This window comes from Streptomyces humicola (assembly GCF_024436035.1).
In the GTDB taxonomy this organism is placed as follows: domain Bacteria; phylum Actinomycetota; class Actinomycetes; order Streptomycetales; family Streptomycetaceae; genus Streptantibioticus_B; species Streptantibioticus_B humicola.
On record NZ_JANFNG010000016.1, the window covers coordinates 109,589 to 134,293 of the forward strand.

A 24,705-nucleotide genomic window follows, 5' to 3' on the forward strand; every position below is an offset into this window, starting at 1 on the left:
GGGACAATGGATGGCGGCCCGAAAACCTGGAGGTACGCAGATGTCCGAGCCGAAGCCGGCTCACCAGACGCCGCAGGAAGGACGACGCAGGATGCGCCCGGCACCGCTGCTGTTCGAGCCCGAAGCGGCCGCGTCCGACCCCGAGCACTTCTTCGACCTGGAGTCGATGGAGGACCCGCAGGAGCTGCTCGAACGGTCGACGGAGCTGGCGCTGGCGTTCCAGGCCGCCGCCGACCGGGCCACCGAGTTCCAGGCGATGGCTGCGGCACAGCTCGCCGACCCCAAGCGCTTCGACCGGATGTCGGTGGCAGGGATCGCGCAGCGGGCGGAGTGGAGCGAGGACTATGCCAAGAAGATGATCGAGTTCGGCGCCGGTCTCCTCAAGCAGGGTGGTCCGCGGGACTGAGTGGCGATGGTCCCGGACCGGGGGCCAACGCCGCGTACACGATCCGTTGGCATATGCGAGCGTAGCGTACTGGGTCGGCTGCCATCCTGTCCCGGATTCAAGTGTTTCGCTGGGGCGGGTGCCATCGCGCGGGTAGATGTATCGCGCATGAGCGAATCGACGTGGGACAGCTCGTACGGACGGCACGCGCGCGGCATCTGGGGCATCGACCGGCACGGCGAATGGCGTGACGACTCCCCCGGGCCCGCCGCCCCGGAGTCCGAGTACGTCACCGTGGCGGGCGCCGACTGGCTCGCCTCGGCGAGCTCCTTCCCCCGCAGCGTGCAGGCGCTCTGGTCGGCCAGGCCGACCTCGCCGAGCGTGCTGCCGTGCGGCACGGCCTTCGACGTGGTCAACCTCCCCGCGCTCTTCGGCCGCCGCGTTCTCGACCGGTTATGGGCGGCGGGACCGGGCTGCGGCCCGGTCGCCTCGCACCGCGGACGGATGCTGCTCTTCGCCGCCCCCGGCACCGCCGACCGGCTGCCGGCACTGCTCGCCTGGGAGGAGTGGGGGGCAAGCGTGCCGCCGCTGCTCTTCCACGGGCTGGGCGACGCCGTGACCGTGCCGCCTCTGGTGCCGTCCGAGCGGGCCGCGGACGGGGCACGCGCCCGCTGGCTGGTGGCTCCGGACGCCCGGCACCCCTGGCTGCCGGGCGCCGATGTGCTGTTGTGGGCATGTCTGCGTGCCTCGCGGGCGGAGGCGGTCACGGAGGCGCTGGTCGCGGCCGATCCGACGTGAGGACATACCGATTTTTCATCCCTGTGAGCTGGGTGCTACTGTCTCCTTCGTCGAAACGGGCGCCGCTAGCTCAACTGGCAGAGCAGCTGACTCTTAATCAGCGGGTTCGGGGTTCGAGTCCCTGGCGGCGCACTCCACGGCCATAGCCGTTGACCTGGGCGTTCCACTCACGGTGGGACGCCTTTCGTCATACGCCCCTCCCGTCGGACTCCCCTCAAGCTCCCCTCAGCCCCTTTTCACCTGCACCGTCCAGCCGCCTGCCGCGTCCTTGCCGAGGACGTCGATCTCGATGCCCGCGCCGCTGTCGATGAACCGTCCGCCCGTACCGAAGGGCGCGCGGTTGAGGGAATTGAACGAGCCGCTGCTGTAGTCGCACGCATTGGTGTTCGGGTGCGCGTTGACGATGGAGATCGGGCCGTCCCCGGTGTCGACGTCCGTGCGGACCCGGTAGATCAGCACACCCTGGGAGCACGCCTGCGCGTCGTTGCCGAGGGAACGGCGAACCTCGACGACGTACGCGGCGGCGCGCCCATACGGCACGACGACCGCCTTCTGCCCGCCGGGCGTCTCCAGGGGGGCGAGGTGGTAGAGCCGCCCCGGCGGATCGGCTGCCCGCTGCCCCCGCTGCCCCCGGCGTCCCTGCGCAGCCTTCGCCGCTTTCGCCGCCTTGGCCGGGACGACGCAGTCCACCTGGGAGTCGGAGAGCCAGCCGAGCCGCCATTTGTGCCAGGCGAAGAAATCGCCCTGCAGCCCCCAGTCGAGCGACATGCTGTCCCACTGCCCCGCGAGGGTGTCGGTGCGGCGGAAGTCGCTCACCGAGTACAGGTCGGGCAGGCCGAGCAGGTGGCCGTTCTCGTGCACGAGGACCCGGTATCCGGCCTGGTCGTGGCCGTATATCACGGAGACCCTGTCGAGCCGGGTGCCGTCGGCGGTGGTGGCTGCGTTGCCGCCGGTCCACGTGACGGACAGAACGGTCTCGTCGGCGGGCGGCCCCGCGTTGGGGGTGGCAATGACGTTGACCATGTTGTAGCCGCGGAAGTCGACGGCGTGGCCGACGACCTTGACCAGGTCGCGCATCATGGCGCGGTGCACGGGCCAGCCGTAGCCGCGCTCTATGCCGTACGAGGAGAAGGGCCGCGGCATCCGGAAGTACCGCAGCACCGGCACCGCGTGATAGCGCAGCCTGCCGTACGAGGCGCGGGCGTACCACTGCTGCACGGCCGGGAAGAACTCGGCGTACCGCGCGGGGGCGCTCTCGGCGGCCGGCGCGTCGGGGAAGTCGATGAACAGGACCAGGGCACGCACGTCGCCCGTGGAGTGGGCGTAGTCGCTGCTGGGAGCGAGTGGGAAGCCCTCGGACATCGGGACGCCGGGGGTGGCGCGCAGTGCGCACGGGCGGGAGGCGGGCGCGGCGGGCGGAGCCGCGAGCCCGGCGGAGGCGGGCGAAACGGCCGATCCGCCGGCGGCGAGGAGCAGCAACGCGACAAGGGCCGCGACCCGTGCGGCCCTCGGACCCCTGACGCCTGTGCCCGCGTCGTCGCGTGCCCGCCGACGACCGGAATCATGCATTCTGCTCATCTCATCCACCATGTGGCGGATTGCGGGCTTCTGCCCTGTTGTGCTGGTCCGGTCGAGTCAACCCGACATCATTACTTTCCGTAGCGGACGATCGCCATCGATCAGTTGAGTGCAGGCTGGCGCATCACTGGCACATCACCGGTGCAGGAACGGTCATTCCGTATGTGCGTGCCGAGAATCACCGTGGGAAACGGTGGCTCCTCGACACCGGAACCCTCTATGATCGCCACATTTCCAGCGTGAAACCGTCTTCTGACGGTATTCCAATACCTCCCCGACTACCTGTGCGAGACGACTGTGAAGCGGGAGCAAGCTGAAGGCGGACCCCAGGTCGGCCCCAGCAGCGAGCCCTCATCTCCCTCTCGCCCCGTCACGGAATGTGACATTCCGGCGCCGGGATCGGCGCCGGATGCATTCCCGCTCGCGGAGGTCCGCGACTACCACGCGGCCTTCAACGTCGCCCGCACCGCCATGGCGCTCGTCGACCCCGACGGACGGCTCCTCGCCGCCAACTCCGCGCTCGGCTCGCTCCTCGGCGCCGACCCGGCCCGCCTCACCGCCTGCCGCGCCGCCGACCTGCTGGGAATCGCCGCCGACCGGCGGCTGAAGGACTCCTATCGCGAGGTGCTCGGCGGCCGCCGCGACCGACTGCGCTGCACCCGCCGCCTCAAGCACCCCGACGGTCGCGCGCTGTGGGCCGAGGTCACCGTCGCAGCGCTGCGCGGCGGCACCCCCGGCGCGCTGGTGTCGGTGGAGGATGTCACCGAGCGCCGGGAACTCGCCTCCAGGCTGCGCCACCTCCAGATGCACGACCCCGTGACCCGGCTCCCCAACCGCGCCCTGTTCTTCGAGCGGCTCACCGCCGCACTGCGCTCCCCCACCACCGGCCGGGTCGGGATCTGCTACCTCGATCTCGACGGATTCAAGGCGGTCAACGACACCCTCGGCCACGCGATCGGCGACCGGCTGCTCTCCGCCGTCGCGGCCCGGCTGCGCACAGTGGTCGAACACGGCGGACACCTGGCCGCCCGGCTCGGCGGTGACGAATTCGCCCTGCTGGTCGAGGAGTCGGAGGGAACGGAGCAGGCGGTCTCCCTCGCCGGCTCCGTACTCGCCGCGCTGCAGCGCCCGTTCGACCTCGAAGGCCACCGGCTGGCGATCTCGGCCAGCGTCGGCGTGGTCGAACGCCCCGCCGCCGGCACCACTCCCACCGGACTGATGCAGGCCGCCGACACCACGCTGTACTGGGCGAAAGCCGACGGCAAGGCCCGCTGGACGCTCTTCGACCCGGAGCGCAACGCCCACCGGATGACCCGCCAGGCACTGTGCAGCACCCTGCGGCAGGGCGTCGAACGCGGTGAGTTCACCCTCGAATACCAGCCGCTCGTCGCGCTCGACAACGGACGGCTGCGTGGCGTGGAGGCCCTGGTCCGCTGGGACCACCCACAGTTCGGGCGGCTGGCGCCGAATCGGTTCATCGGATTGGCTGAGGAAAACGGCTCGATCGTCCAGCTGGGCCGCTGGGTGCTCGCCGAGTCCTGCCGCCGCGCCCGCGCCTGGCAGAAGGACCACCCCGACGACCCGATCTTCGTCAGCGTCAATGTCGCGGTCCGCCAGGTATGGGACTCGGACCTGGTGACGGATGTGGCCACCATCCTCGACGAGACGGGCCTGCCGCCGGAGCTGCTGCAGCTCGAACTGACGGAGTCGGCGGTGATGGGCTCGGCGGGCCGGCCCCTGCAGGCGCTGCACGCGCTGAGCGAGATGGGCGTGCGGATCGCCATCGACGACTTCGGCACGGGCTATTCCAACCTGTCCTACCTGAGCAGACTGCCGGTGGCCGCGCTCAAGCTGGACGGGTCCTTCGTCCGCGGCTTCCGCTCCCATGAGCATCCGAATGCGGCCGATGAAACGATTGTCGAGGCATTGGTCCAACTCGCCCACCGGCTCGGTCTCACCGTCACCGCCGAGTGCGTGGAAAGCGCCGACCAGGCCGAACGGCTGCGCCGCATCGGCTGCGACACGGGCCAGGGCTGGTTCTACTCCCGCGCGGTCGCGCCCGACGGCATCTCGGCCATACTGGGCACCAGCCGGTAGCCGCTAGCCCTCGCCGCCGGGGAGCTCGTACGCGTCGGCGATGAGCTCGAACGAGCGGAGCCGTGCCTCGCCGCCGTGGGCGTTGGAGGTGATCATCAGCTCGTCGGCGCCGGTGCGCTTGGCGAGCGCACCCAGGCCCTCGCGCACCGCCTCCGGCGTGCCGTACTCGACATTGGCGAGCCACGAGTCCACGAACTCCCGCTCCAGCGAGGTGAAGTGGTAGGCCTCCGTCTCCTCCGGTGACGGGACGAGCCCCGGGCGGCCCGTGCGCAGCCGCAGCATCGCCAGGGCACCGGTCAGCACCTGGCGCCGCGCCTCACGCTCGTCGTCGGCCGCGAAGGCCTGGACGCCGATCAGCGCGTACGGGCGGTCGAGCACCGCCGACGGCCGGAAGGAGTCCCGGTACAGCGCGAGCGCCGGGATGGTGTTCGCGGCGGAGAAGTGATGGGCGAAGGCGAACGGCAACCCGAGCGCGCCGGCGAGCTGGGCGCTGAAGCCGCTCGACCCGAGCAGCCAGACGGGAGGCCTCCCCGCCGTCGTCCCCTGGACCGGGCCGGGCACGGCATGGATACGGCGATAAGGGTGGCCGTCGGGGAAGTCGTCGTCGAGGAAGCGGATCAACTCCGCAAGTTGCTGAGGGAAGTCATCGGCGCCCTCGGCACGCTCGGTGCGGCGCAGCGCGGCCGCCGTCGCACCGTCGGTGCCGGGCGCGCGGCCGAGGCCCAGGTCGACGCGGCCGGGCGCAAGCGCCTCCAGCGTCCCGAACTGCTCGGCGATCACCAGCGGCGCGTGGTTGGGCAGCATCACGCCGCCGGAGCCGAGCCGGATGGTACGGGTGTGGGCGGCGAGGTTGGCGAGGATGACGGCGGGCGAGGAGCTGGCGACGCCCGGCATCGAATGGTGTTCGGCGACCCAGTAGCGGTGGAAGCCGCGCGCCTCTGCCCGGCGGGCGAGCGCGGCGCTGGTGCGCAGCGCGTCGGCGGAGCTGCGGCCGCTGCCGACGGTCGCGAGATCAAGAACGGAGAGCGGTACGGGTGCGGTGCCCCGGGCCGCGCCGCGGATCCCCTGTGCGTCAGCCGTCTGCTGCTCGGCCTGCTCGTCGCCCACGCTTCGTCGCCTCCCGGATGCCGGATGCACCTGTGCCTTCGGCAGCGGTCAACCGGATCAGCGGCTGTGCGTATTCCCGTTCACGCGGGGCGGTCCTGCGGCGTGCCGGGCAGCCCGCAGGCTTGCATTCCGTCGACGGGGACGAGCCGCCGCAGCGCATCCTGCATGTGCTCGTCGAGCAGTTCGATCAGCAGCTTCTCGTCGCCCTCCCGCAGCGCCTCGATGATCGCCGCATGCTCGGCGACGAGGTCGGTCGGGGCGCTGTAGGTGACCGTGAGCGCGGACAGGCACATCCGCGTCTCGACGAACAACGTGTCGGCCATCCGGGCGAGCCGCGGACTGCCGGACTCGGCGATGAGGATCTGGTGCAGCTCCATGTCGGCCGCGGCGAGCGCCGCTGGGTCGCCTTGCCGTGCCGCCGCCGCCATCGCACGGTGCGCCGTGGCGAGCCGGGCGGCGGTGCGCTGCGGGTGGTGGCGGATCACGATGCGGCAGGCGGCGGCCTCGATCGCGGTCCGGGCGAGGTAGATGTCGGTGACGTCGTCGTCGGACAGTTCGACGACGAACACCCCGCGGTGCGGTTCGCTGCGCAGAATGCCCTGTTGGACCAGGCGTTGCATGGCCTCGCGCAGCGGCCCGCGGCTCACCCCGAGCTGGGCGGCGAGCTCGACCTCGCCGAGCTGGCGGCCGGGGGCGAGGGTGCCGTCCATTACCGCCTCGGTGAGACGACGTGCGATGACGATCGCGGCGGGTTCCCGCTTGACGGGAGCGAGACGCCGCTCGCCCTCCCGGGACTCACTGGCTGGGCCGGACGTCACCATCGCTCCTCGTGCCACTGGGACTGGCGGTCTGCTGGGCAGGGCTGGACTGCCGGGACAGGCGCTCGAGCTAGCCGCTCGCCGCGTCGAAGAGCGTACCCAGCCCCTCGCGCGCGGTGTCGGCGCCCAACAGCCGCAGCCCCTCCCACACCGTGACCTGGTTGGCGGTGAGCACCGGCTTGCCGACCGCGTCCTCCAGGTCGGCGAGGTACGCGGCGGTGTGCAGCGCGGTGTCCGGCAGCAGGACCGCCTCGGCCTCGGGGTGGTCGCCGCCGCGGGCCAGCGCGAGCACCTCGGAGCGGCCCCAGGTGCCGACCTCCGCCGCGGTGATGATCCCGCTGCCGTGGGTGGAGACGACCTCGGCGCCGGACTCCTTCAGGAACGTGGTGAAGTGCTCGGCGACGTCCTCGGGGTAGGTCGCGGCGACGGCCACCCGCCGGACGCCAAGCGCCTGCACGGCGTGCGCGAAGGCGAACGAGGTGGAGGAGGCGGGGATTCCGGCCACCTCGGAGAGCTCCCGCACCTGCTGCTCCGCGCCGTGCCGGCCGAAGACGAAGCTGGCGCTGGTGCACGCCCACACCACCGCCTGGGCTCCGTGGACTGCGAGCTCCCGCGCCCCGGCGGCGAGCCGTGCGGCCGATCCCATCTCCAGCAGCGCGTCGACGCGGTGCGCGTCCTCGCCGATGTCGGTATGGACCAGCGGCAGCCGGACGCGGGGACCGGAGCGCGCGACGAGCCGTTCGAGCAGCGGATAGTCGTCCTCGGCGGAGTGGCCGGGATAGAGGAAGCCGACCGTGCGGGCGATGCCCCCGGTGGATCCGGCCCGGTTGTGCGTGACGGTCATGGCGCCCCCTTCCGTCCGTCAGCATAGGCGGGATCCGCGGATTGTCGACAGTCCTACAGAAGTCCTACAGACTTCCTTCCCTGCAACCTCAGTTGAGGCCTCAGGTGAAACTGAAACCTCAGGTGAAGCCGAGCCGGCCGCCGAGGTCGTCGGGCGGGGACGGTGGAGAGGGCGGGTCGAGGGCGTCGAACGCCTCCGACTCCCCGACCGCCTCCGCCACCGCCTCGGCCAGCGGCTCGCCGAGCGGCTGGCCCGCGAGGGCCGGCTCGGGCACGCCGGCCGACGGCTCGGTGAACGCCTGCTCGGCCAGGGCCGGCTCCGCCAGCGCCTGCTCGGGGAAGCCCTGCCCGGGCTCGACGATCTCCATCGGCGGCAGCACCACGGCCGACACCGCAGGCGCGATCCCGACCCGCGCCTCCGGGTCGAGCAGGGCCTGGTACGGGCCGACCGCCTGCGCCCCCATCCGCCGCAGCGCCGCCCACATCGTCACCTGGTTGGCGGAGAGCACCGGCATCCGCAACTCCGCTTCGAGCTGCGGGATCACGTCATACGTCGGGAGGTTGGTGCAGCTGATGAAGAGCGCCTCGGCGGCGCCGACCACCGCATTGCGGGCCATGTCGACCACGTCCCGGTACGGCACCCGCCAGATCTCCCGGGTCAGACCGAGGTACGCGCGCCCGGTGACCGCGATCCCCGCCTCACCGAGGAACGCCTCCAGGGAGTCGGTCACCGACTTGGTGTACGGGGTGACGACGGCGATCCGCCGTGCCCCGACGTCGCGCAGCGCTTCGAGGAGCGCACCCGAGGTGGTCACGGCCGGCAGCCCGGCCGCGCTCTCGCGCATCGCCGCGCACATCGCCTCCTCGCCGGCCCGGCCGCCGACGAAGCTGCCCGACGTGCAGGCATATGCGAGGGATTCGGGCATGACGATGTGCAGCGCGCGGACGGCCTCGCGCAGCGTCTCGTGCTCACTGATCATGCGGGCCATGTCGAGGCTGACCTCGACGGGCACAAAAGGGGTTCGCGTCAGATGCAGGGAGACCTCGTCGGGCACCCAGCGCCACAGTTCGCGATCGAGCGCGAAATCGAACGGCGCTACGACACCGACACCCCGCTGTGGCAGCGGTCCGCCGAGAAAAGTGATGTCCATGGACGAGGCCCCTTCACGGACGCAGGGACGCAGGGCTGGATGCGGACGAGAGCAGGTCCGCAGGCATGTCCGAAACGGACGACCGGTGTGTGGAGCTGTGGACAGGTAGATTGTTGACAACGGTAGATACGGATTCCTAACGTGGTCAATCCGCCATGGGACCCCACCGGGGACACGCCATTGCAGCGGGCCTCCACCATGACAGCAGGCTCACATTTCGGGGCGGTTTCACGCCAATGACCGTTCACACCCTTCTTGTCCTTGTCACGGGCGGTGAGCTTCCGCCGCAGCTGGACCGGTTGACACCCGGTGCCAGGATTGTGCGGGCCGACAGCGACCCGGCGCGCCTTTCCTCCCAGCTCTCCGAGGCGGATGTCCTGCTCGTCTGGGATTTCGACACCGACCTGATCCGCGCCGCATGGCCGGACGAGGGGCCCGTGCCCGCCTGGGTGCACACCGCAAGCGCGGGCGTCGACCGGCTCATCTTCCCTGCGCTCGTGGAATCCAAGGCGGTCCTGACCAACGCGCGAGGCATTTTCGAGCAGCCGATCGCCGAATACGTCGCTGGGCTCGTGCTCGCCATGGCCAAGGATTTCCGCGGCACATGGGAGCTTCAGCGGCAGCGCCGTTGGCGGCACCGGGAGACATTGCGGGTGGCCGGCACAAAGGCGCTGGTCGTCGGCTCGGGGCCGATCGGACGGGCCGTCGGCTGCACCCTCGCCGCGCTCGGCATCGCCGTCGACCTCGTCGGGCGCACCGGGCGCGACGACGATCCGGAGTTCGGCCGAATCCACCCCTCCGACGCCCTCTCGGGGCTGCTGCCGGAGGCCGACTGGGTGGTGTGCGCGGCGCCGCTCACCGAGCAGACGCGCGGCATGTTCGGCGCCTCCGCCTTCGCCAGGATGAAGTCGTCAGCGCGGCTGATCAACGTCGGGCGCGGGCCGCTGGTCGTCGGTGACGAACTGGTGGATGCGCTGCTGGAGCACCGTATCGCCGGCGCGGCGCTCGACGTCTTCGAGGACGAGCCGCTCCCCGAGGACCACCGCATGTGGGATGTGCCCGGCCTTCTCGTCTCGCCGCACATGAGCGCCGACACCATCGGGTGGCGGGACGATCTGGCCGAGCAGTTCCTTGACAACTACGCACGGTGGGTGGACGGTCGGCCTCTGCTCAATGTCGTCGACAAGCGCCTCGGCTACGTGCCCGTTGCCTGAAAAAACTCCGTTCGGAGGGCCCGCATGACCGACCTGCACGAACTGACGGCTCGTCAACTCCTTCAGGGCTACGCGGACCGGACGTTCTCGCCGGTCGAGGTCGTCGGCTCAGTGCTGGAGCGCATCGAGGCCGTGCAGCCGCGCGTCAACGCCTTCTGCCGTATCGACTCCGAGGCGGCGATGGACACGGCGCGCGCCTCCGAGGAGCGGTGGCGGCGCGGGGAGCCGGCCGGGCTGGTCGACGGCGTACCGGTCTCGGTCAAGGACATCCTGCTGCTGCGCGGCGGCCCGACGCTGCGCGGCTCGCTCACCATCGACCCGAAGGGCCAGGCGTGGGACGAGGACGCCCCGTCGGTCGCGCGGCTGCGCGAGCACGGCGCCGTCTTCACCGGCAAGACGACGACGCCGGAGTTCGGCTGGAAGGGCGTCACCGACAGCCCGGTCTACGGCATCACCCGCAACCCGCACGATCCGTCACGCACCGCGGGAGGGTCCAGCGGCGGCAGCGCGGCGGCCGTCGCTCTCGGCGCCGGACCGATGAGTCTGGGCACGGACGGCGGCGGCTCGGTGCGCATCCCGGCGTCCTTCTGCGGGGTCTTCGGACTGAAGCCGACGTACGGCAGGGTGCCGCTGTATCCGGCGAGCGCGTTCGGGACGCTGGCCCATGTCGGTCCGCTCACACGGGACGCCGCCGACGCCGCCTTGATGATGGACGTCATCAGCGCCCCCGATTGGCGCGACTGGTCCGGGCTCCCGGCGATGGAAGGCGACTTCACCTCGGTCATCACGGGCGGCGTTGCAGGACTGCGGATCGCGTACAGCCCGTCGTTGGGCGGCATCGCGAGCGTGGCCCCGGATGTCGCGGCGGTCGTCCGGCGGGCCGCGGACCGCCTCGCCGGGCTCGGCGCGATCGTCGAGGAGGCCGATCCGCCGATCGGCGAGGACCCGGTTGAGGCCTTTCACACCCTGTGGTTCAGCGGCGCTGCCAAGGTCGTGGAGCATCTCGCGCCGGAGCAGCGCGCGTTGCTCGACCCGGGTCTGCGGGAGATCTGCGAGCAGGGCGCCGGCTACAGCGCGCTGGAGTACCTGGGCGCGGTGGACGTACGCATGCGGCTGGGCCACGCGATGGGCTGCTTCCACGAGTCCTACGACCTGCTGCTCACCCCAACGCTGCCGATCACGGCCTTCGCGGCGGGCCGCGAGGCGCCGGAGGGCGCGCCGAGCCCGCGGTGGACGGGGTGGACGCCGTTCACCTACCCGTTCAACATGACCCAGCAGCCGGCCGCGTCGGTGCCGTGCGGCACGGACGGGAGCGGGCTGCCGGTGGGTGTGCAGCTGGTGGGGGCGCGCCATGCGGACGCGCTGGTGCTGCGCGCCTCGCACGCCCTGTACGAGTCGGGACTGCCGCTCTGACTCGTAGATCGAACAAATGGCGCGTTTCCTTCTTCCGCCGCACTGCGCCGCCGATACGGTCAACAGCAGCATGGTTTCAGCCACGTTGCGACAGTGCGGAGACCGGACATGACAGAGGTAGCGGATCGAATACCTGCACCACCGCTGAAAGCCGTCCCGTTCTATTGCCCCATCGCGCCGGCCGTCCACCCTCTTGTCGACGACATCGACGCCGCAGCCGTGCGGTGGATGATGCGACAGGAACTCGACTCCGACCCCCGTCAACTGCACCGTCTCACCCTGTGTGATTTCGGGGGGTTGACGGCGAAGACGATGCCGTACGGCTTGCCCCGCGCGCTGACGGCAATGGCGAAATTCCACTCTGTGCTCTTCTCGCTCGACGACAGCCAATGCGACGAAGTGCCCGTCACGCCGGCTGATCTCTCCCGTACGACCGCGAACATCCTGCGCGCCGTGGAAGGCGCCGGGGATGCCGGATCCGATGGCGACTCGCCGCACGCGGCCGCAATGCGCAAGCTGCGCACGGAAATGGAGGAACACGCCTCACCCAATCAACTGCGGCGCTGGGCCGAGGCGATGCGCACCTATGCCCATGGCTTGGTATGGGAGGCCGAATACCGCACGGCGAGCGGTCTTCCCGCGCTCAACGACTACGTCGCCATGTGGATGCGGGCGATAGGAATGGCACCGTCCACGGCACTGATCGATGTGATGGCCGGATATGAGGTGCCCGATCGCGATCTGGAGCGTCCCGCCGTCCGCGCTCTCACCGAGATGACGTGGACATTGGTGAGCTGGGACAACGACTTCTATTCCCGGAACAAGGAGATCTCCCGGGCCGGGGACGATCTCAATCTGATCGATGTCCTCGCCCATGAGCGCGGTTGCGATCCCGCCGAAGCGCTCGAAGAGGCGGTGACGCTGCGCGACCGGGTCATGGTGCATTTCCTCCGTCTGCGACAGCAGGTCGTCGCCGGCGGCGCGGGCAGTGAACTGCGGCGCTATGTGCACGGCCTGGGCCAGTTCATCCGCGGCCACCTCGACTGGGCCTCGCACTGTGCGCGGTACACGGCCCCGTCCGTGGCACCCGTGGCGGCACCGGCCTCGCCTGCGGACTGGTGGAAGGGGCTCCCGGCGGACGTCAGCCGAGAACCCCTTCCCATCCCGGCCATTGCCTGGTGGTGGGGAACCCTGGACGCGTAGCCGTCCGTCAGCCCGCCGGTCGCCGCAGCCAGTCGGCCAGCCGCCGCCACCAGCGACGGCGGCGCGGGCCCGCCGCCGTGTCCGCAGCCTCCGTCCCGGGGCCTGCAGCGTCCGCCGGCTGCCCGGACTCCGACGCCGACTCCGGCTGCCGCTGGGCGGGCGGTGTCACGGGCAGGTAGGGAGCCGACTGCTCCGGCTGCTTCGGCCCCGGTGTGAACTCCACGGGCAGTTCGACCAGATGGCGGGACATCAGCGAAGAGTTGACGCGCAGCTCGCTATCGGGCACGGAGAGGTGGAGGTCGGGGAGCCGGGTCAGCAGTACGTCGATCCCGGTGTCCGCAATGGCCCGGCCGATGGCGCGGCCGGGGCATTCGTGCGGACCACCGCTGAAGGCGAGATGGGAGGAGTTGGCGCTGCCGTCATCGGGGTCGTCGGGGTCGGTACGGATGGCCGGGTCGACGTTGCCGGCGGCGAGCCCAAGGATCACCATGTCACCGCCCTTGATGTGCTGTCCGCCGAGTTCCGTGTCGCCGGTGGCCCAGCGGCCGAGGATGGTGGTGAACGGCGGCTCGTTCCACAGCACTTGCTCCACGGCGTCGGGCAGGCTGAGGTGCCCTCCCCGGGCGGCCAGTGAGGAGCGCAGATTGCGGTCGGTGAGCAGCCTGCGCAGCGTGTTGGCAATCAGGTTGGCGGTGGTCTCGAACGCCGCGATGAGCACGAGCCGCAGGTGCTGCTCGGCCTCGGCGTCGGTGAGGTTGGAGTGGTGTTCGATGAGCCAGCTCGCGAAGTCGGGGCCGGGCGCGACACGCTTCTCCGCGACGAGCTCCCCGAGCAGCTGCATGATGTAGGCATTGCTGGCGACGGCCGTCTCCGTCCCCTGGATCATGTCGCGGGCGGCCTCGACCAGCCGTGGCCCGTACTTCTCGGGCATGCCGAGCAGCTGCGTCATGACGAGCATCGGAAGCTGTTCGGCGAACTGGTTCACCAGCTCCGCGCGCCCGTCCGTGGTGAAGTCGTCGATCAGCTGATGGGCGAAGCGGGTGATGTGGCGGCGCACGCCTCGGCCGTTGAATCGGTCGAGGCTCGCGGTGACGGCGCCGCGCAGCCGCTCGTGCTCGGCGCCGTCGGTGAAGACGCAGATCGGCTGCCAGGCCACGATGGGCGCGAGCGGGTGCTCCGGGCCGACCTTCCCGTCCTGCAGGGCGTGCCAGCGGCGGGAGTCCCGCGAGAAACGCGAGGGACTGCGCATGACTTCGAGGTTCTCGTGGTAGCCCAGGACGAGCCAGGCCGGCACGTCACCATGGACGAGGACCGGCGCCACCGTGCCGTGTTCGCGGCGCAGACGCTCGTAGAGGCCCATCGGGTCCGATTCGGCCTCGGCGCCGAACAGCCGCCGCAGGGCGGGGCCCGACGAGCCGTGGGCGGGGCACCCAGGCGGCGGCGCGGTCAGCGCGTCGGCGTGGGCGTCGGCATGGGAGTGGTCCGTGGGGGACGGGACAGGAGGGTTGCTTGGACTGGTCACAGCCGCTCCGGGGTCAGGGCGAGATCGTGCAGGTAGTGCATGAGCTTCATCAGCACATCGCGGCTGGACGCGCGTTGCCGGGCGTCGCAGTCGACGATGGGGACGTGCTGGGGCAGGTCGAGTGCCGCTCTCAGTTCCTCCGCCGCATGGCGGGGGGCTCCGGGGAACGCGTTGTTGGCGACGACGAACGGCACCTGGCGTTCCTCCAGTTGCCCGATGACGTCGAAGCTGACCTCCAGCCTGCGGGTGTCGACGAGGACCACGGCACCGAGCGCCCCGTCGAACAGCCCCCGCCACAGGAACCAGAAGCGCTGCTGGCCAGGGGTGCCGAAGAGGTAGAGCACCAGCCGGTCGTTGAGGCTGATGCGGCCGAAGTCCATGGCGACAGTGGTGGTGACCTTCTCCTCCACTCCCAGGGTGTCGTCCACGCCGACGCCCGCCTGGGTCATCGTCTCCTCCGTCCGCAACGGACGGATTTCGCTGACGGAGCCGACCAGGGTGGTCTTGCCCACCCCGAACCCTCCGACGATCACGATCTTGACGGCGGCGGTGACCGATGCCGGAAGGACGTCCTCCTTGCGCGGTCCCCTGCGCGGCGCCGCGATCGTGTCGGACGCGACCCCATCGGACGCGGACGTGTCAGAGCTTTCCCAGTCCATCCATCACCTCCTTGATCAGCGTCGTATTGCGACGGTGTGCGGCGGGAAGCGGTGCGCGTACCTCCACTTGGTCCCGCTCCACCAAGTCGGCGAGGAGAACGGTGACCGCGCTGAACGGCAGCGCGAGATAGGAGGAGATCTCGGCGATGGATGTCGGATTTCCGCACAGGCGCAGGATGTCAGCGTGCTCGGGCGGCATTCCGGGCCGTGGCTCCTGCCGGGAGACGATCAGTGAGACCAGATCGAGTCCGGCGTCCCTCGACGCCTGGGTCCTGCCGCCGGTGACGGCGTAAAGCCTGTCCGGTGTGCCCTCCTCTTCCACGCCCTCATCGGGTTCACGCATGCGGGCTGCCCGTCATGCGCGGCGGACTCGTCAGATGCTCTCCGATGCGCGCCACCAGATCTCGCATGCACTGCGCGAGAAGCCCCGCGTCGACGCCGTGATCCGCCATCACGGCCAAATAGGCCCTGGCACCGGCCGCCATCAGATAGAGGAATCCACCGGAGACCTCGATCACGACCATCCGCATCTTCCCGTCGCCGTGCGGGAACATCTCACCGACGGCCGCCGCGAGGCTTTGCAGACTCGCGCATGTGGCAGCGAGATATTCCGCCGTGTGCGGGTCGCTGTTGTCCGGGTCAGTGGCATATTCGGCCATGCGCAAACCATCCGCGGAGAGCAGCACCACGTGACGGATCTGCGGAACACTGGCCGCCAGGTCCTTGAAAATCCAGTCCATCTCGTCCCACCGTGGCATCACTGCTCCGCCTCTCCGTCGTGCCCGTCACCGGCCTGGCCGGCCTGGCCCTCCGGGCCACTTGTCGCCGGAGCACCGCTCAGACCCCGCATGAAGTCGGCCACCCACATGCCCGGTTCCTCGGTCACGGGGGTGCCGGAGGAGGCGGAGGTGCCGGACGTGGTCGAGGATGCGGGCGGCGGGGGCGCATCGGGGGGCGTGTCCGCACGCATCTGGCTGATGACGGTCGCGGCGGCGGCGTCGGATCCGGCGGGAGGTACCGCCATACGGCGATGACGCTGCGGCAGCCCGTTCGCGGTCCGCTCGTACGCCACCGGCATGTCGTCCTGCTCGGCGTCGGCAAAGGGCTGCCTGGGCCCGGGCATCCGGCGGGCCGGCGGGTCGACCGGCCGTGGCGGCGAGGCGAGCGCCCTGGAACGAGCCCTGACTCCGCTCACCGGTGCGGTGGTGATCCAGCGACGCGGCACTGTGAGCACCGCGCGCACGCCTCCGTAGGCGTTGGGCCGCAACTCCACCTGGAAGCCGTGGGTCTGGGCGAGCCGGCCGACCACGGCGAGTCCGAGCTGCGGCGTCTCGCCCAGCTCGTTGAGGTCGATGCCGCGCCGCGCCTGCTCCAGGACGTGCTCGGCGCGGGCCCGTGTCTCCTCGCTCAGGCCGAGACCGCGGTCCTCGATCTCCATGGCGACGCCCGCCTGGACCTCGGTGGCGCTGAGGATGACGCGGGTCTTGGGCGGCGAGTACTGGGTGGCGTTGTCGAGCATTTCGGCCATCGCATGGATCAGCGGCTCCACGGCGGGACCGTCGACGGCGACCTTGGGCACGGAGGCGATGTCCACCCGGGTGTAATGGAGGATCCGTCCGACCGCCGCCCGCAGCACGTTGTACAGCGGCTGCGGCTTCACCCACTGGCGGCCGGAGCGCGCACCGCTCAGTACCGCGATGCTGTCCGCCAGCCGTCCGATCATCTGCGTGCCGTGGTCGAGGTGCATCAGATCACGCAGGACGTCGGCGTCGCGGCCGTGGCGGTCCTGCATCACCTCGATGTCGCGCGACTGCCGGTTGACGATGGCCTGCACGCGCCGCGAAACGCTCTCGAATCCCCGCTTCGACGTCTCGCGCAGGTCCTCCTCGGTGGAGACCGCGTTCAACGTGTAGCGCAGCACGCGGCGGCGGGCCGCGTCGTACCGCGACTCGAGCCGCGAGTCGTCGGCGACGCCGTGCATCACCTCGTCGATGGAGGCGCCCTGCTGGAGGGCGCCCACCGCCGCGGACAGCTCGGCGTCGGCGAGCCGGTCGATCGCGACCTGCTGGTCCGCGATCCGGCGCTCGACGTCGGTCTGGAGCCGCGTGTTCTGCTCACGCAGCTCGGCTATCACTCGCCCTCGGCGCGCCCCTTCCGCCGCGACCACCGCCACGGCCAGCGTCGCCGCCCCGCCGCACCAGGCGACGGGCCATCGGGCCCCCGCGGAGACGACGAACTCCGCGAGGACGGTGAGCGCGGCCACGGTGACGGGTGGGAGCAGCAGGAGGACAGAGGCGAGCCGTTGGCTGCCGGGTGACCCCTCAGCACGAACCATCTGAATCCTCAACGATCAAAGGAAATGTGGGATATGGGGAGCACGACCCCTTGAAGGCCCTCCGCCCCTGGCGGTGGCATCACGGCAGCGCGACGCAACGACGCAACGTAGCGCCGTCAATGCGCTGCGCCACCGGCGAGCATAGCGACTCCCGGATTGCCAGGGGCAAGGTTGAGCAGAGATGCCATGCGACGCCGATGCGGCGCCAATCCCTCTACAACCACAGAAATTTGACAGTGCGTCAGAACCACGGAACGTGCGCGGGAGCAGGCGCGGACGCGCCGCGCGCGGGCGTACGCGCATTACCGCGAAATGGTGTCACCGCGCGCGCAGGATAGGCCAATTAACCCGATCGGGAGTGCCGGGTTGCCAATGGCACACGCCATGTGTTTCCGCGCTGCTACGGTGCGTTGCCTGTACGAGAGCTGACGCCGCCGTACCGCCGTGACACGAGGACACGATGCACCGACGCATACGCGATGAGGACTCGGCCCCACACTCCGTGCGCTCCGCGCACCCCGCAGAGCCGGCCGGCCTGCACACCCTGCTGTTCCTCGCTGCGGCCGTGCCCTGGTTCGGCCTCGCCGCGCTGTGGGCCTGCGTCGCTCCCCCGCTGCTCGGCGACGGCCGGGCTGCCCGCGTCGCCGCCGGCACCGCGCTCGCCGTCGCGGCCCTGCTCTTCTCCGCCGTGATGGCGCTGCGGGCCCGCCGGACGCTCAGCACCCGGCTCGCCTCGCTGCGCGCCTCGGCGCGCGAGCTGGCAGAGCACGGGCTGCCGCACGCCGCCTCCCGGATGGCCGCGGGGCAGCCGGTCGACACCGCTGAGATCGTGCCGGAACCGCAGCTCGGCGACGACGAGCTGGGCCGCACGGCACACGAGATCGCGGCCGCCCAGCGCGCCGCGCTCGCCCTCGCCGTCCGCCAGTCGGACTCGCGTGAGAACGTCCGGAAGATCTTCCTCAACCTCGCCCGGCGGACTCAGGCCCTGATTCACCGTCAGGTCGCCCTGCTCGACACGATGGAACGCAGCCACGAGGACCCGGACCTGCTGCAGGAGCTGTTCGCCGTAGACCACCTGTCGACGCGGCTTCGGCGGCATGCGGAGAACCTAGTGATCCTCGGCGGCGCGCTCCCGCCGCGCCAGTGGCGCCACGGCGTTCCCTTGATGGACGTGGTCCGCAGTGCGGTCTCCGAGACCGAGGAGTACACCCGGGTCGAGGTGGAGAACCTGCCGCGCACCACGGTCCTCGGCCGTGCCGTCGCCGACATCGTCCATCTGCTCGCCGAACTCCTCGAGAACGGCTGCAGCTTCTCCCCTCCGCACAGCCATGTCACCATCACCGGCGAGGACGTCGCGCACGGTCTGGTGCTGGAGATCGAGGACCGCGGGCTCGGCATGCCCGACGAGCAGTACCGGCGGATCAACACCCTGCTCGCCAATGCGTCGAGCTTCGACAGCGCACCGATGGGTGAGGACGGTCGCCTGGGCATGTTCGTCGTCGGGCGGCTCGCCCACCGGCACGGCGTCAACGTCGAGCTGCGGCGTTCTCCGTACGGCGGAACGCGCGTGATCGTCCTGCTGCCGCAGGGGCTCGTCGACGCGGGCGGCGCCGGGGCGGCCACGGGCGGAGCACCGTCGGCGCCCGGGGCTGCGCTGCCCTGGGGCACGGCGCAGGCCGCGCGCCAGGAGGGGGCGCAGGAGACGGCGCCCGAGCACGCCACGGCCGCAGTGGGCGCTGGGGCTCAGGCCGATCAGGCGACCGGCGCGGATGCACGCGGGGCCGCCGCGGTGCAGGTGGCCGCGGTATCGGCGCACGTAACGGAACGCTCCCACCACGAGCAGGCCGCCGACCGCTCGCCGGCCGCCGTTCCCGCCCAGAGCGCCGCGTCGGCCGCCTCCGTCGAGGCGCGCCCGGAGCCGGGCTCGGGCACGGGACCGGAAGACGGCGTCACGGCGCAGAACGGCGAACGACGGATACTGCCCAAGCGCGTCAAACGGGCCAGTCTTGCCGCCCAGTTGCGCGAGACCGCCGCCACCGAGGAGGCGCCCGGCGCCCGGGCTCAGGGGGCAGCGCGGCGCGCCGCGACCCCGGACGCACCGGCCCCCACCGCCGAGGCCTCACGCGCCACGATGGCCGCCATCCAGCGTGCCACCCGCCTCGCCCGTGACAGCGAACCGCGCGACGCGCACGACGGCCGCGACGCGCGTGACATCGACAGCGGCGGGGCCGACTCCCCCGCACCTGCACCGGAGGACCGACACTGATGACCACTCCCGCGCCCGTGAACCAGGCGGTCAGCGACCTCAGTTGGCTGCTGGACAACCTTGTCTCCCAGGTCCCCGAGACCAAGCACGCGCTGGTGCTCTCCGAGGACGGCCTGCCGGTGGCCCGTTCCAAGGACCTCGACCGCGCCGGTTCCGAACACCTGGCAGCCGTCGCCTCCGGCTTGCAGAGCCTCGCCCGCGGCATCGGCAAGCACTTCGACGGCGGACCGGTGCGCCAGACGGTGATCGAGCTGGAGAACATCTTCCTCTTCGTCACGGCCGCCGGGCGGGGCGCGCGCCTGGCTGTCCTGGCCACCTCCGAGGTGGACGCCGGCACCGTCGCGTATGAGATGAACATGCTCGTCAAGCAGGTCGGCCGGTTCCTGAGCGCGGCCCCGCGAGCCGACGCCGAGACGCCCGGCGGCCGCGGTGACGCCGCGTGACCGAAGACCGCGGCATCCCTCCGGATGCAGCCGCGGCCGCTGCCGCACAGGCGTGGTTCGACCGGCACGCGGGACCACTGGTGCGTCCGTACACCATCACCGGAGGTCGTACCCGTCCGCGGGGCGACGACCTTGCGCTCATCACGCTGGTGGTGGCGCGCGACCCACGCCAGGTGACGGTGCGGATGCGGCCCGAGCCCGCGGCGATCCTGGAGCTGTGCCGTGAACAGCCGCTCGCCGTCGCGGAGATCGCAGGCCGTCTCGACCTGCCGATCAGCGTGGTGAAGGTGTTGCTCGGCGACCTCATCGAGGACGCGCTGATCCTGACCCGGGCCCCGGTCGCGGTGGATGCGCCGGACGTCCGCATCATTCAAAGGGTGATCGAGGGTGTACGCAGACTCTGACGGTATTGAGGACGGCATCGAGCTGACCGGCGGCGTCCCCGGAGCGGTCAAGATCCTCATAGCGGGCGGCTTCGGTGTCGGCAAGACCACGATGGTCGGCTCGGTGAGCGAGATCCCGCCCCTGGAGACCGAGGAGTTCATGACCGCGGCCAGCATGGGGGTGGACGACCTGGAGGGGGTGGAGCAGAAGTCCACGACGACGGTCGCCATGGACTTCGGCCGCATCACCATCAGCGGTGAGCTCGTCCTCTATCTCTTCGGCACGCCCGGGCAGCAGCGTTTCTGGTTCATGTGGGACGACCTGTCTGTGGGCACACTGGGCGCGGTCGTCCTCGCGGACACCCGCCGCCTGGAGACGAGCTTCGCCTCGATCGACTTCTTCGAGCAGCGCGGCATCCCGTTCGCCGTCGGCGTCAACTGCTTCCACGGCAAGAGGGAATGCACGCAGGACGAGGTGCGCGCCGCACTTGACGTCGATCCGGCGGTCCCGGTGCTGCTCTGCGACGTACGCCACCGCGAATCGAGCAAGGACGTCCTGCTCGCGCTCCTCGAACGTGTGATGTCCCAGGCACTCGAAGCGATCGCTCCGGCGACGACGTGACAAGTTCACGGCTCACACGTCTGGGGGTGCGGCGAACCCACGGGACGGCAACCGGGTGTGAGTAACGTCTCACCCATTGCATCAAACCTCCCAGGAGAGGAAAGACCCGTGACCCGTGTTCGACTTCTGGCTCTCGCCACCCTCACCACAGCCGGCGTGCTGACCGCCGCCCCCGCTGTCGCCGCCGAACCCCTGACGGGGCCCCTTGGCGGCAACAACCCCGGCACCGCCCCGGACACCCCCGGCGTCGGACGCCTCCCGCTGCTCAGCTCGCTGCCGCTCCCGCTCCTCGGCAACAGCAACGGCAATGGCACCGGCAATGGCGTCGACGGCCTCGGCCTGTGAGGGTTCACTTCGTCGCGTGGGATGAGTCCCCTTGAGACCGCGAGCACGTCGGTCCCACTCCGGGCGGCATGCCTTCCGCTCTCGTCGGTGAAGCGCACCAGGTAGGGACGGGCCACCCGTCCCTCCGGTGCGCCGCCGACGTGGATTCACCGGTAAGAAGTGCACGTGCCGCTGAATCCCCTGACGACGTCGACCTGCGCGTCCTCGATGCCCTCCAGAACGATGGACGCGCCTCCTACGCCGAGTTGGCGCGGACCGTGAACATGTCCGCGAGCGCCGTCACCGAACGCGTGCGGCGGTTGGAGGAGAGCGGGGTGATCGCCGGATACGCCGCGGTCGTGGACCCCGAACGGCTGGGGCTCACCGTCATGGCGTTCGTGCGGCTCCGCTACCTCACCAGCAACTACAAGCCGTATCACGATCCCGTCGCCGCGACGCCCGAAATCATCGAGGCGCACCACGTCACCGGCGAGGACTGTTTCGTGCTCAGGGTGATCGCACGCTCCATGCGTCACCTCGAAGAGGTCGCCGGCCGGATCGCGGGACTCGGCTCCGTCACCACCAGCGTCGTCTACTCACGCCCGCTCCCGAAGCGAGCGATCACCGCCCGTTGACGGGCAGGGCCCGGACCCACGTGCCGTCGTCCGTCAGGTAGGCGTCGACCGTCAGGCCCGAGGCGGCGAGGAGTTCCTCAAAGGCCTGCTTGGTCAGGGGGCGGGAGCGGAACGTCTGCGTCCAGCGCGCGTCCGGGAAGATGTATTCGACGTGGACCGAACGGACGCCGGCGGCGACCGGCTCGGAGGACGCCACGCGGACCGTGCCGCCGCCCGGGTATGTCCCTTCGCGCGGGACGTTGTCGTGCCAGCCCTCGCCCTCGCGTTGAATCAACACACAGCCGTCGTCGGTGACATGACGACGGCAGGTGCGCAGAAACCCCTTGCGCACGCGCAGGTCACTGGTGTGGACGAGAAACGACGCGAGCATCACCACGTCGAACCGCTCGTCGAGCTCCAGCGTCTCGATCGGGCTGCGTACCGTACGAGCCCCACGTATGCGTTTCAGCATCTCGGGCGACTCGTCGACAGCCGTCACCGTGAAGCCGCGTTCGACGATTGGATGCGTCACGCGGCCGACGCCGCACCCGAGTTCGAGGGTGCGGGCGCCCTTCGGCACCGCGCGCTCGATGATGTCCGGCTCCTCGCCGACCGGCAGGCGTTCGTAGAGCTCGACCGCGCACCCGTCGGGCGTGATCGCCCCCGGGCCCGCAGCGCTGTGTCCCTCCCGCATGCTCCCCAGCGAAACACAGGGCAGTTATGGCGGCGGTAAGTTCACGCCCGACGGAAGGTGAACGTCTCCCCCAGCGCTCCTGCCCGCCACAGGTCCTGGCAGGCGTCGGCCATGCGGTCCAGGCCGTCGACGACCGTGCCCCACACCGTGCCCGGCACGAAACCGGTATCGGCGTTGAGCAGCAGGTTGTTGCGCTCGTAGAAGAGGGCAAGGTCGACGACGGCGGGGTGCCCGGCGTGGGATGCCTCGGTGCCGTAGCCGTAGCTGGCAGTGCCGAGCATGGTGTCGGTGAAGGAGAAGTACACCAGGTCGCCAGGGATCGGCGTGATCGTCGGGTTCTCCAGCGGGGGTTCGGTGGCGGCGAAGGCGGGCAGCAGGGTGTAGATCTCGTTGCGCGCATACTTCGCGTGGTAGACGTCCCCCGCGAGCGGGAGCGCTTGCCATACGGCGGCGCAGGTGAGCGGTGCGCGGTCGTCGAGCAGCCGGACCCTGCAGGACACCGCGTGCTTGGCCAGGCCGATTTCGATGTGACGGTCGTGGCGGTCGGTCATGTGACGTAAGCCCCTTTCGGACGGCGTCGGACGGCGTCAGATGGCGTCAGATGTCGACTGCGACGTACTTCGTCTCGAGGAACTCGTCGATGCCGACGCGTCCGCCCTCCCGGCCGAGGCCGGAGTGCTTGACGCCGCCGAAGGGGGCCGCGGGCGTGGAGACGATGCCCTTGTTGAGGCCGAGCATGCCCGTCTCCAGCGACTCCGCATACCGCACCCCACGCCGCAGGCTCTCCGTGAAGACGTACGAGACCAGTCCGAACTCGGTGTCGTTGGCGAGCCGGATCGCCTCGTCGTCGGCGTCGAAGGTGACTATCGGTGCGACCGGGCCGAAGATCTCCTCGCGCAGGATGCGACAGTCGGCCGGCACCTCGGCGAGCACGGTCGGCGGGTAGAAGTAGCCAGGCCGGTCGTTGAGGGGTTCGCCTCCGATGACGGTGCGCGCGCCGGCCGCCAGCGCCTCCTCGACGAGGCTGGTGACCTTCTTGCGTCCCGCGGCGTCGATGAGCGGGCCGACCTGGACGCCCGGCTCGGTGCCGCGGCCGATCTTCATTGCGGACAGCTTCTCCGCCAGACGCTCGGTGAAGGGGCGCGCGAGCGAGGAGTGGACGTACATCCGGTTCGCGGCCGTGCACGCCTCGCCGATATTCCGCATCTTGGCGAGTACGGCGCCGACGACCGCCTTGTCCAGGTCGGCGTCCTCGCAGACGATGAATGGTGCGTTGCCGCCCAACTCCATCGAGGTGCGCAGCACTTGGTCAGCGGACTGTTCGAGCAGCTTCCTTCCGACCGCCGTGGAGCCGGTGAACGACACCTTCCGGATGGATCCGCTGCGCAGCAGCGGTTCGCACACCTGACCGGGGTGGGTGGTGGTGAGAATGTTGAGCACCCCGTCCGGGAGCCCGGCCTGCTGCATGATCGCGCCGAGGGCGAGCATGCTCAGCGGGGTCTGGTGGGCCGGTTTGACGATCATGGTGCAGCCTGCGGCGACCGCTGGGCCGATCTTGCGGGTGCCCATCGCCATGGGGAAGTTCCACGGGGTGATCAGCAAGGTGGGGCCGACCGGCTGGCGCATGGTCCAGATGCGTCCGTTGCCGTCGGGCGCGGTCTGCCAGCCCCCGTCGATGCGGACCGCTTCCTCCGAGAACCAACGGAAGAATTCGGCCGCGTAGGCGATCTCGCCCTTCGATTCCGCGACCGGTTTGCCCATCTCCAGCGTCATCAGCAGCGCCAGCTCGTCCTGGCGGCGCATGATCTCCTCGTAGCAGCGACGCAACAGCTCGCCACGCTCGCGCGGGGGCACGGCGGCCCAGCCCGGCTGGGCGTCGGCCGCCGCGCGCAGGGCGGCCTGCGCGTCGTCGGGTCCCGCGTCCGGCACCGTGCACAGCGGCTCGGCGACGGAGGGGTCCTCCACCTCGTACGATGCGCCGCCGGCCGCCAGCTGCCACCGCCCGCCGATCAGCAGTTCCTTGGGGACCTGCTCGATCACGGATTTCTCGCTCACGAGGGCGTCGTTCGTCCCGGTCATGCCAGCCAACTCCCCTGTCTCTTGCGGACAGTGCTCAGCACAGCCATGCTTGCACGCGAGGAAGGTTGTCGACAATCCTACGAAGCCGATCACCCGCCGCCGGAATCCCGATCAGCCCACGCAAACCGACGGAAGCCGACGGAAGCCGATCACAAGC

Annotated in this window: 25 protein-coding genes and 1 tRNA gene; 13 read left to right on the top strand and 13 right to left on the bottom strand. The window is 70.5% G+C overall.

What is annotated here, in order from left to right; genetic code table 11:
• Positions 1 to 40: 40 nt before the first annotated feature.
• The 3 genes from NGB36_RS20400 to NGB36_RS20410 all read left to right on the top strand — a co-directional run bounded on the left by NGB36_RS20400 (position 41) and on the right by NGB36_RS20410 (position 1,315).
• On the top strand, positions 41 to 406 hold the full coding sequence (locus tag NGB36_RS20400) for a DUF8844 domain-containing protein (protein ID WP_255921786.1): 366 nt from the start codon (positions 41 to 43) through the stop codon (positions 404 to 406).
• Between the two features lie 147 nt (positions 407 to 553).
• Positions 554 to 1,183 carry a bifunctional DNA primase/polymerase gene (locus NGB36_RS20405; RefSeq protein WP_255921787.1) on the top strand — a complete coding sequence of 210 codons (630 nt, stop codon included), beginning with the start codon at positions 554 to 556 and terminating at the stop codon, positions 1,181 to 1,183.
• A gap of 59 nt (positions 1,184 to 1,242) precedes the next feature.
• Positions 1,243 to 1,315, top strand: a tRNA-Lys gene (locus NGB36_RS20410).
• A 93-nt stretch (positions 1,316 to 1,408) separates the two neighbouring features.
• On the opposite strand, the gene NGB36_RS20415 is transcribed toward NGB36_RS20410, so the two are convergent.
• Positions 1,409 to 2,761 carry a M6 family metalloprotease domain-containing protein gene (locus NGB36_RS20415; RefSeq protein WP_255921788.1) on the bottom strand — a complete coding sequence of 451 codons (1,353 nt, stop codon included), beginning with the start codon at positions 2,759 to 2,761 and terminating at the stop codon, positions 1,409 to 1,411.
• Positions 2,762 to 3,145: 384 nt separating this feature from the next.
• Between NGB36_RS20415 and NGB36_RS20420 the strand changes: the two genes are divergently transcribed.
• On the top strand, positions 3,146 to 4,858 hold the full coding sequence (locus NGB36_RS20420) for a putative bifunctional diguanylate cyclase/phosphodiesterase (RefSeq protein WP_308288892.1): 1,713 nt from the start codon (positions 3,146 to 3,148) through the stop codon (positions 4,856 to 4,858).
• A gap of 3 nt (positions 4,859 to 4,861) precedes the next feature.
• On the opposite strand, the gene NGB36_RS20425 is transcribed toward NGB36_RS20420, so the two are convergent.
• The 4 genes from NGB36_RS20425 to NGB36_RS20440 form a co-directional block, all read right to left on the bottom strand.
• Positions 4,862 to 5,965, bottom strand: a complete 1,104-nt coding sequence (locus tag NGB36_RS20425) for an LLM class flavin-dependent oxidoreductase (RefSeq protein ID WP_255921790.1) — start codon at positions 5,963 to 5,965, stop codon at positions 4,862 to 4,864.
• Positions 5,966 to 6,045: 80 nt separating this feature from the next.
• On the bottom strand, positions 6,046 to 6,783 hold the full coding sequence (locus tag NGB36_RS20430; RefSeq protein WP_255921791.1) for a GntR family transcriptional regulator: 738 nt from the start codon (positions 6,781 to 6,783) through the stop codon (positions 6,046 to 6,048).
• 70 nt (positions 6,784 to 6,853) lie between these two features.
• Positions 6,854 to 7,627, bottom strand: a complete 774-nt coding sequence (locus tag NGB36_RS20435; RefSeq protein WP_255921792.1) for a maleate cis-trans isomerase family protein — start codon at positions 7,625 to 7,627, stop codon at positions 6,854 to 6,856.
• 118 nt (positions 7,628 to 7,745) lie between these two features.
• On the bottom strand, positions 7,746 to 8,777 hold the full coding sequence (locus NGB36_RS20440; RefSeq protein ID WP_255921793.1) for a maleate cis-trans isomerase family protein: 1,032 nt from the start codon (positions 8,775 to 8,777) through the stop codon (positions 7,746 to 7,748).
• Between the two features lie 236 nt (positions 8,778 to 9,013).
• On the opposite strand from NGB36_RS20440, the gene NGB36_RS20445 reads away from it, so the two are divergent.
• The 3 genes from NGB36_RS20445 (at position 9,014) to NGB36_RS20455 (ending at position 12,607) form a co-directional block, all read left to right on the top strand.
• Complete coding sequence (locus NGB36_RS20445) at positions 9,014 to 9,991, top strand: D-2-hydroxyacid dehydrogenase (protein ID WP_255921794.1); 978 nt, start codon at positions 9,014 to 9,016, stop codon at positions 9,989 to 9,991.
• A gap of 24 nt (positions 9,992 to 10,015) precedes the next feature.
• Entirely contained in the window at positions 10,016 to 11,404 is a 1,389-nt protein-coding gene (locus tag NGB36_RS20450) for an amidase (protein ID WP_255921795.1), read from the top strand.
• Positions 11,405 to 11,512: 108 nt separating this feature from the next.
• Entirely contained in the window at positions 11,513 to 12,607 is a 1,095-nt protein-coding gene (locus NGB36_RS20455; protein ID WP_255921796.1) for a terpene synthase family protein, read from the top strand.
• A 7-nt stretch (positions 12,608 to 12,614) separates the two neighbouring features.
• On the opposite strand, the gene NGB36_RS20460 is transcribed toward NGB36_RS20455, so the two are convergent.
• From NGB36_RS20460 to NGB36_RS20480, 5 genes are read right to left on the bottom strand one after another with little or no spacing between them, the layout of a single operon-like run.
• A complete protein-coding gene (locus NGB36_RS20460) occupies positions 12,615 to 14,129 on the bottom strand; it encodes a cytochrome P450 (RefSeq protein ID WP_372509483.1) in 1,515 nt (504 codons plus the stop codon).
• Positions 14,126 to 14,788: a GTP-binding protein gene (locus NGB36_RS20465; protein WP_255921797.1), complete on the bottom strand. Its 663-nt coding sequence runs from the start codon at positions 14,786 to 14,788 to the stop codon at positions 14,126 to 14,128. The genes NGB36_RS20460 and NGB36_RS20465 overlap by 4 nt, the downstream gene beginning before the upstream one ends.
• Positions 14,769 to 15,131, bottom strand: a complete 363-nt coding sequence (locus tag NGB36_RS20470) for a DUF742 domain-containing protein (RefSeq protein ID WP_255921798.1) — start codon at positions 15,129 to 15,131, stop codon at positions 14,769 to 14,771. The genes NGB36_RS20465 and NGB36_RS20470 overlap by 20 nt, the downstream gene beginning before the upstream one ends.
• Positions 15,124 to 15,528 carry a roadblock/LC7 domain-containing protein gene (locus tag NGB36_RS20475; RefSeq protein WP_255921799.1) on the bottom strand — a complete coding sequence of 135 codons (405 nt, stop codon included), beginning with the start codon at positions 15,526 to 15,528 and terminating at the stop codon, positions 15,124 to 15,126. The genes NGB36_RS20470 and NGB36_RS20475 overlap by 8 nt, the downstream gene beginning before the upstream one ends.
• A gap of 17 nt (positions 15,529 to 15,545) precedes the next feature.
• Positions 15,546 to 17,123 (bottom strand): sensor histidine kinase, encoded by a 1,578-nt coding sequence (locus NGB36_RS20480; protein WP_255921800.1) that lies wholly within the window; start codon positions 17,121 to 17,123, stop codon positions 15,546 to 15,548.
• Positions 17,124 to 17,583: 460 nt separating this feature from the next.
• Here NGB36_RS20480 and NGB36_RS20485 point away from each other — a divergent pair, with 460 nt between their 5' ends.
• The 6 genes from NGB36_RS20485 to NGB36_RS20510 all read left to right on the top strand — a co-directional run bounded on the left by NGB36_RS20485 (position 17,584) and on the right by NGB36_RS20510 (position 21,796).
• On the top strand, positions 17,584 to 19,389 hold the full coding sequence (locus NGB36_RS20485) for a sensor histidine kinase (protein WP_255921801.1): 1,806 nt from the start codon (positions 17,584 to 17,586) through the stop codon (positions 19,387 to 19,389).
• A complete protein-coding gene (locus NGB36_RS20490) occupies positions 19,389 to 19,832 on the top strand; it encodes a roadblock/LC7 domain-containing protein (RefSeq protein ID WP_255921802.1) in 444 nt (147 codons plus the stop codon). The genes NGB36_RS20485 and NGB36_RS20490 overlap by 1 nt, the downstream gene beginning before the upstream one ends.
• Positions 19,829 to 20,236 carry a DUF742 domain-containing protein gene (locus NGB36_RS20495; protein WP_255921803.1) on the top strand — a complete coding sequence of 136 codons (408 nt, stop codon included), beginning with the start codon at positions 19,829 to 19,831 and terminating at the stop codon, positions 20,234 to 20,236. The genes NGB36_RS20490 and NGB36_RS20495 overlap by 4 nt, the downstream gene beginning before the upstream one ends.
• Positions 20,220 to 20,837, top strand: a complete 618-nt coding sequence (locus NGB36_RS20500; RefSeq protein WP_255921804.1) for a GTP-binding protein — start codon at positions 20,220 to 20,222, stop codon at positions 20,835 to 20,837. Before NGB36_RS20495 ends, NGB36_RS20500 begins: the two co-directional genes overlap by 17 nt.
• Before the next feature lie 108 nt (positions 20,838 to 20,945).
• On the top strand, positions 20,946 to 21,182 hold the full coding sequence (locus NGB36_RS20505) for a hypothetical protein (RefSeq protein ID WP_255921805.1): 237 nt from the start codon (positions 20,946 to 20,948) through the stop codon (positions 21,180 to 21,182).
• A gap of 68 nt (positions 21,183 to 21,250) precedes the next feature.
• Positions 21,251 to 21,796 carry an Lrp/AsnC family transcriptional regulator gene (locus NGB36_RS20510; RefSeq protein ID WP_255921806.1) on the top strand — a complete coding sequence of 182 codons (546 nt, stop codon included), beginning with the start codon at positions 21,251 to 21,253 and terminating at the stop codon, positions 21,794 to 21,796.
• Here the strand turns inward: NGB36_RS20510 and NGB36_RS20515 are convergent.
• The 3 genes from NGB36_RS20515 to NGB36_RS20525 are packed head-to-tail and all read right to left on the bottom strand — an operon-like array spanning position 21,783 to position 24,548.
• Positions 21,783 to 22,469 (bottom strand): class I SAM-dependent methyltransferase, encoded by a 687-nt coding sequence (locus NGB36_RS20515; protein ID WP_255921807.1) that lies wholly within the window; start codon positions 22,467 to 22,469, stop codon positions 21,783 to 21,785. The genes NGB36_RS20510 and NGB36_RS20515 overlap by 14 nt on opposite strands.
• Before the next feature lie 41 nt (positions 22,470 to 22,510).
• A complete protein-coding gene (locus tag NGB36_RS20520) occupies positions 22,511 to 23,020 on the bottom strand; it encodes a DUF3830 family protein (RefSeq protein WP_255921808.1) in 510 nt (169 codons plus the stop codon).
• Between the two features lie 46 nt (positions 23,021 to 23,066).
• Positions 23,067 to 24,548, bottom strand: a complete 1,482-nt coding sequence (locus NGB36_RS20525; RefSeq protein WP_255921809.1) for an NAD-dependent succinate-semialdehyde dehydrogenase — start codon at positions 24,546 to 24,548, stop codon at positions 23,067 to 23,069.
• Positions 24,549 to 24,705 lie beyond the last annotated feature (157 nt).

What these genes read in the sequence shown, in the direction of transcription:
- NGB36_RS20435 (WP_255921792.1), bottom strand. Translation starts at nt 7,627, where the DNA reads ATGACCGTCACGCACAACCGGGCCGGATCCACCGGGGGCATCGCCCGC.
- NGB36_RS20455 (WP_255921796.1), top strand. Translation starts at nt 11,513, where the DNA reads ATGACAGAGGTAGCGGATCGAATACCTGCACCACCGCTGAAAGCCGTC.
- NGB36_RS20520 (WP_255921808.1), bottom strand. Translation starts at nt 23,020, where the DNA reads ATGACCGACCGCCACGACCGTCACATCGAAATCGGCCTGGCCAAGCAC.
- NGB36_RS20510 (WP_255921806.1), top strand. Translation starts at nt 21,251, where the DNA reads ATGCCTTCCGCTCTCGTCGGTGAAGCGCACCAGGTAGGGACGGGCCAC.
- NGB36_RS20400 (WP_255921786.1), top strand. Translation starts at nt 41, where the DNA reads ATGTCCGAGCCGAAGCCGGCTCACCAGACGCCGCAGGAAGGACGACGC.
- NGB36_RS20490 (WP_255921802.1), top strand. Translation starts at nt 19,389, where the DNA reads ATGACCACTCCCGCGCCCGTGAACCAGGCGGTCAGCGACCTCAGTTGG.
- NGB36_RS20450 (WP_255921795.1), top strand. Translation starts at nt 10,016, where the DNA reads ATGACCGACCTGCACGAACTGACGGCTCGTCAACTCCTTCAGGGCTAC.
- NGB36_RS20475 (WP_255921799.1), bottom strand. Translation starts at nt 15,528, where the DNA reads ATGGACTGGATTTTCAAGGACCTGGCGGCCAGTGTTCCGCAGATCCGT.
- NGB36_RS20445 (WP_255921794.1), top strand. Translation starts at nt 9,014, where the DNA reads ATGACCGTTCACACCCTTCTTGTCCTTGTCACGGGCGGTGAGCTTCCG.
- NGB36_RS20415 (WP_255921788.1), bottom strand. Translation starts at nt 2,761, where the DNA reads ATGAGCAGAATGCATGATTCCGGTCGTCGGCGGGCACGCGACGACGCG.
- NGB36_RS20405 (WP_255921787.1), top strand. Translation starts at nt 554, where the DNA reads ATGAGCGAATCGACGTGGGACAGCTCGTACGGACGGCACGCGCGCGGC.
- NGB36_RS20525 (WP_255921809.1), bottom strand. Translation starts at nt 24,548, where the DNA reads ATGACCGGGACGAACGACGCCCTCGTGAGCGAGAAATCCGTGATCGAG.
- NGB36_RS20470 (WP_255921798.1), bottom strand. Translation starts at nt 15,131, where the DNA reads ATGCGTGAACCCGATGAGGGCGTGGAAGAGGAGGGCACACCGGACAGG.
- NGB36_RS20480 (WP_255921800.1), bottom strand. Translation starts at nt 17,123, where the DNA reads ATGGTTCGTGCTGAGGGGTCACCCGGCAGCCAACGGCTCGCCTCTGTC.
- NGB36_RS20465 (WP_255921797.1), bottom strand. Translation starts at nt 14,788, where the DNA reads ATGGACTGGGAAAGCTCTGACACGTCCGCGTCCGATGGGGTCGCGTCC.
- NGB36_RS20440 (WP_255921793.1), bottom strand. Translation starts at nt 8,777, where the DNA reads ATGGACATCACTTTTCTCGGCGGACCGCTGCCACAGCGGGGTGTCGGT.
- NGB36_RS20485 (WP_255921801.1), top strand. Translation starts at nt 17,584, where the DNA reads ATGCACCGACGCATACGCGATGAGGACTCGGCCCCACACTCCGTGCGC.
- NGB36_RS20515 (WP_255921807.1), bottom strand. Translation starts at nt 22,469, where the DNA reads ATGCGGGAGGGACACAGCGCTGCGGGCCCGGGGGCGATCACGCCCGAC.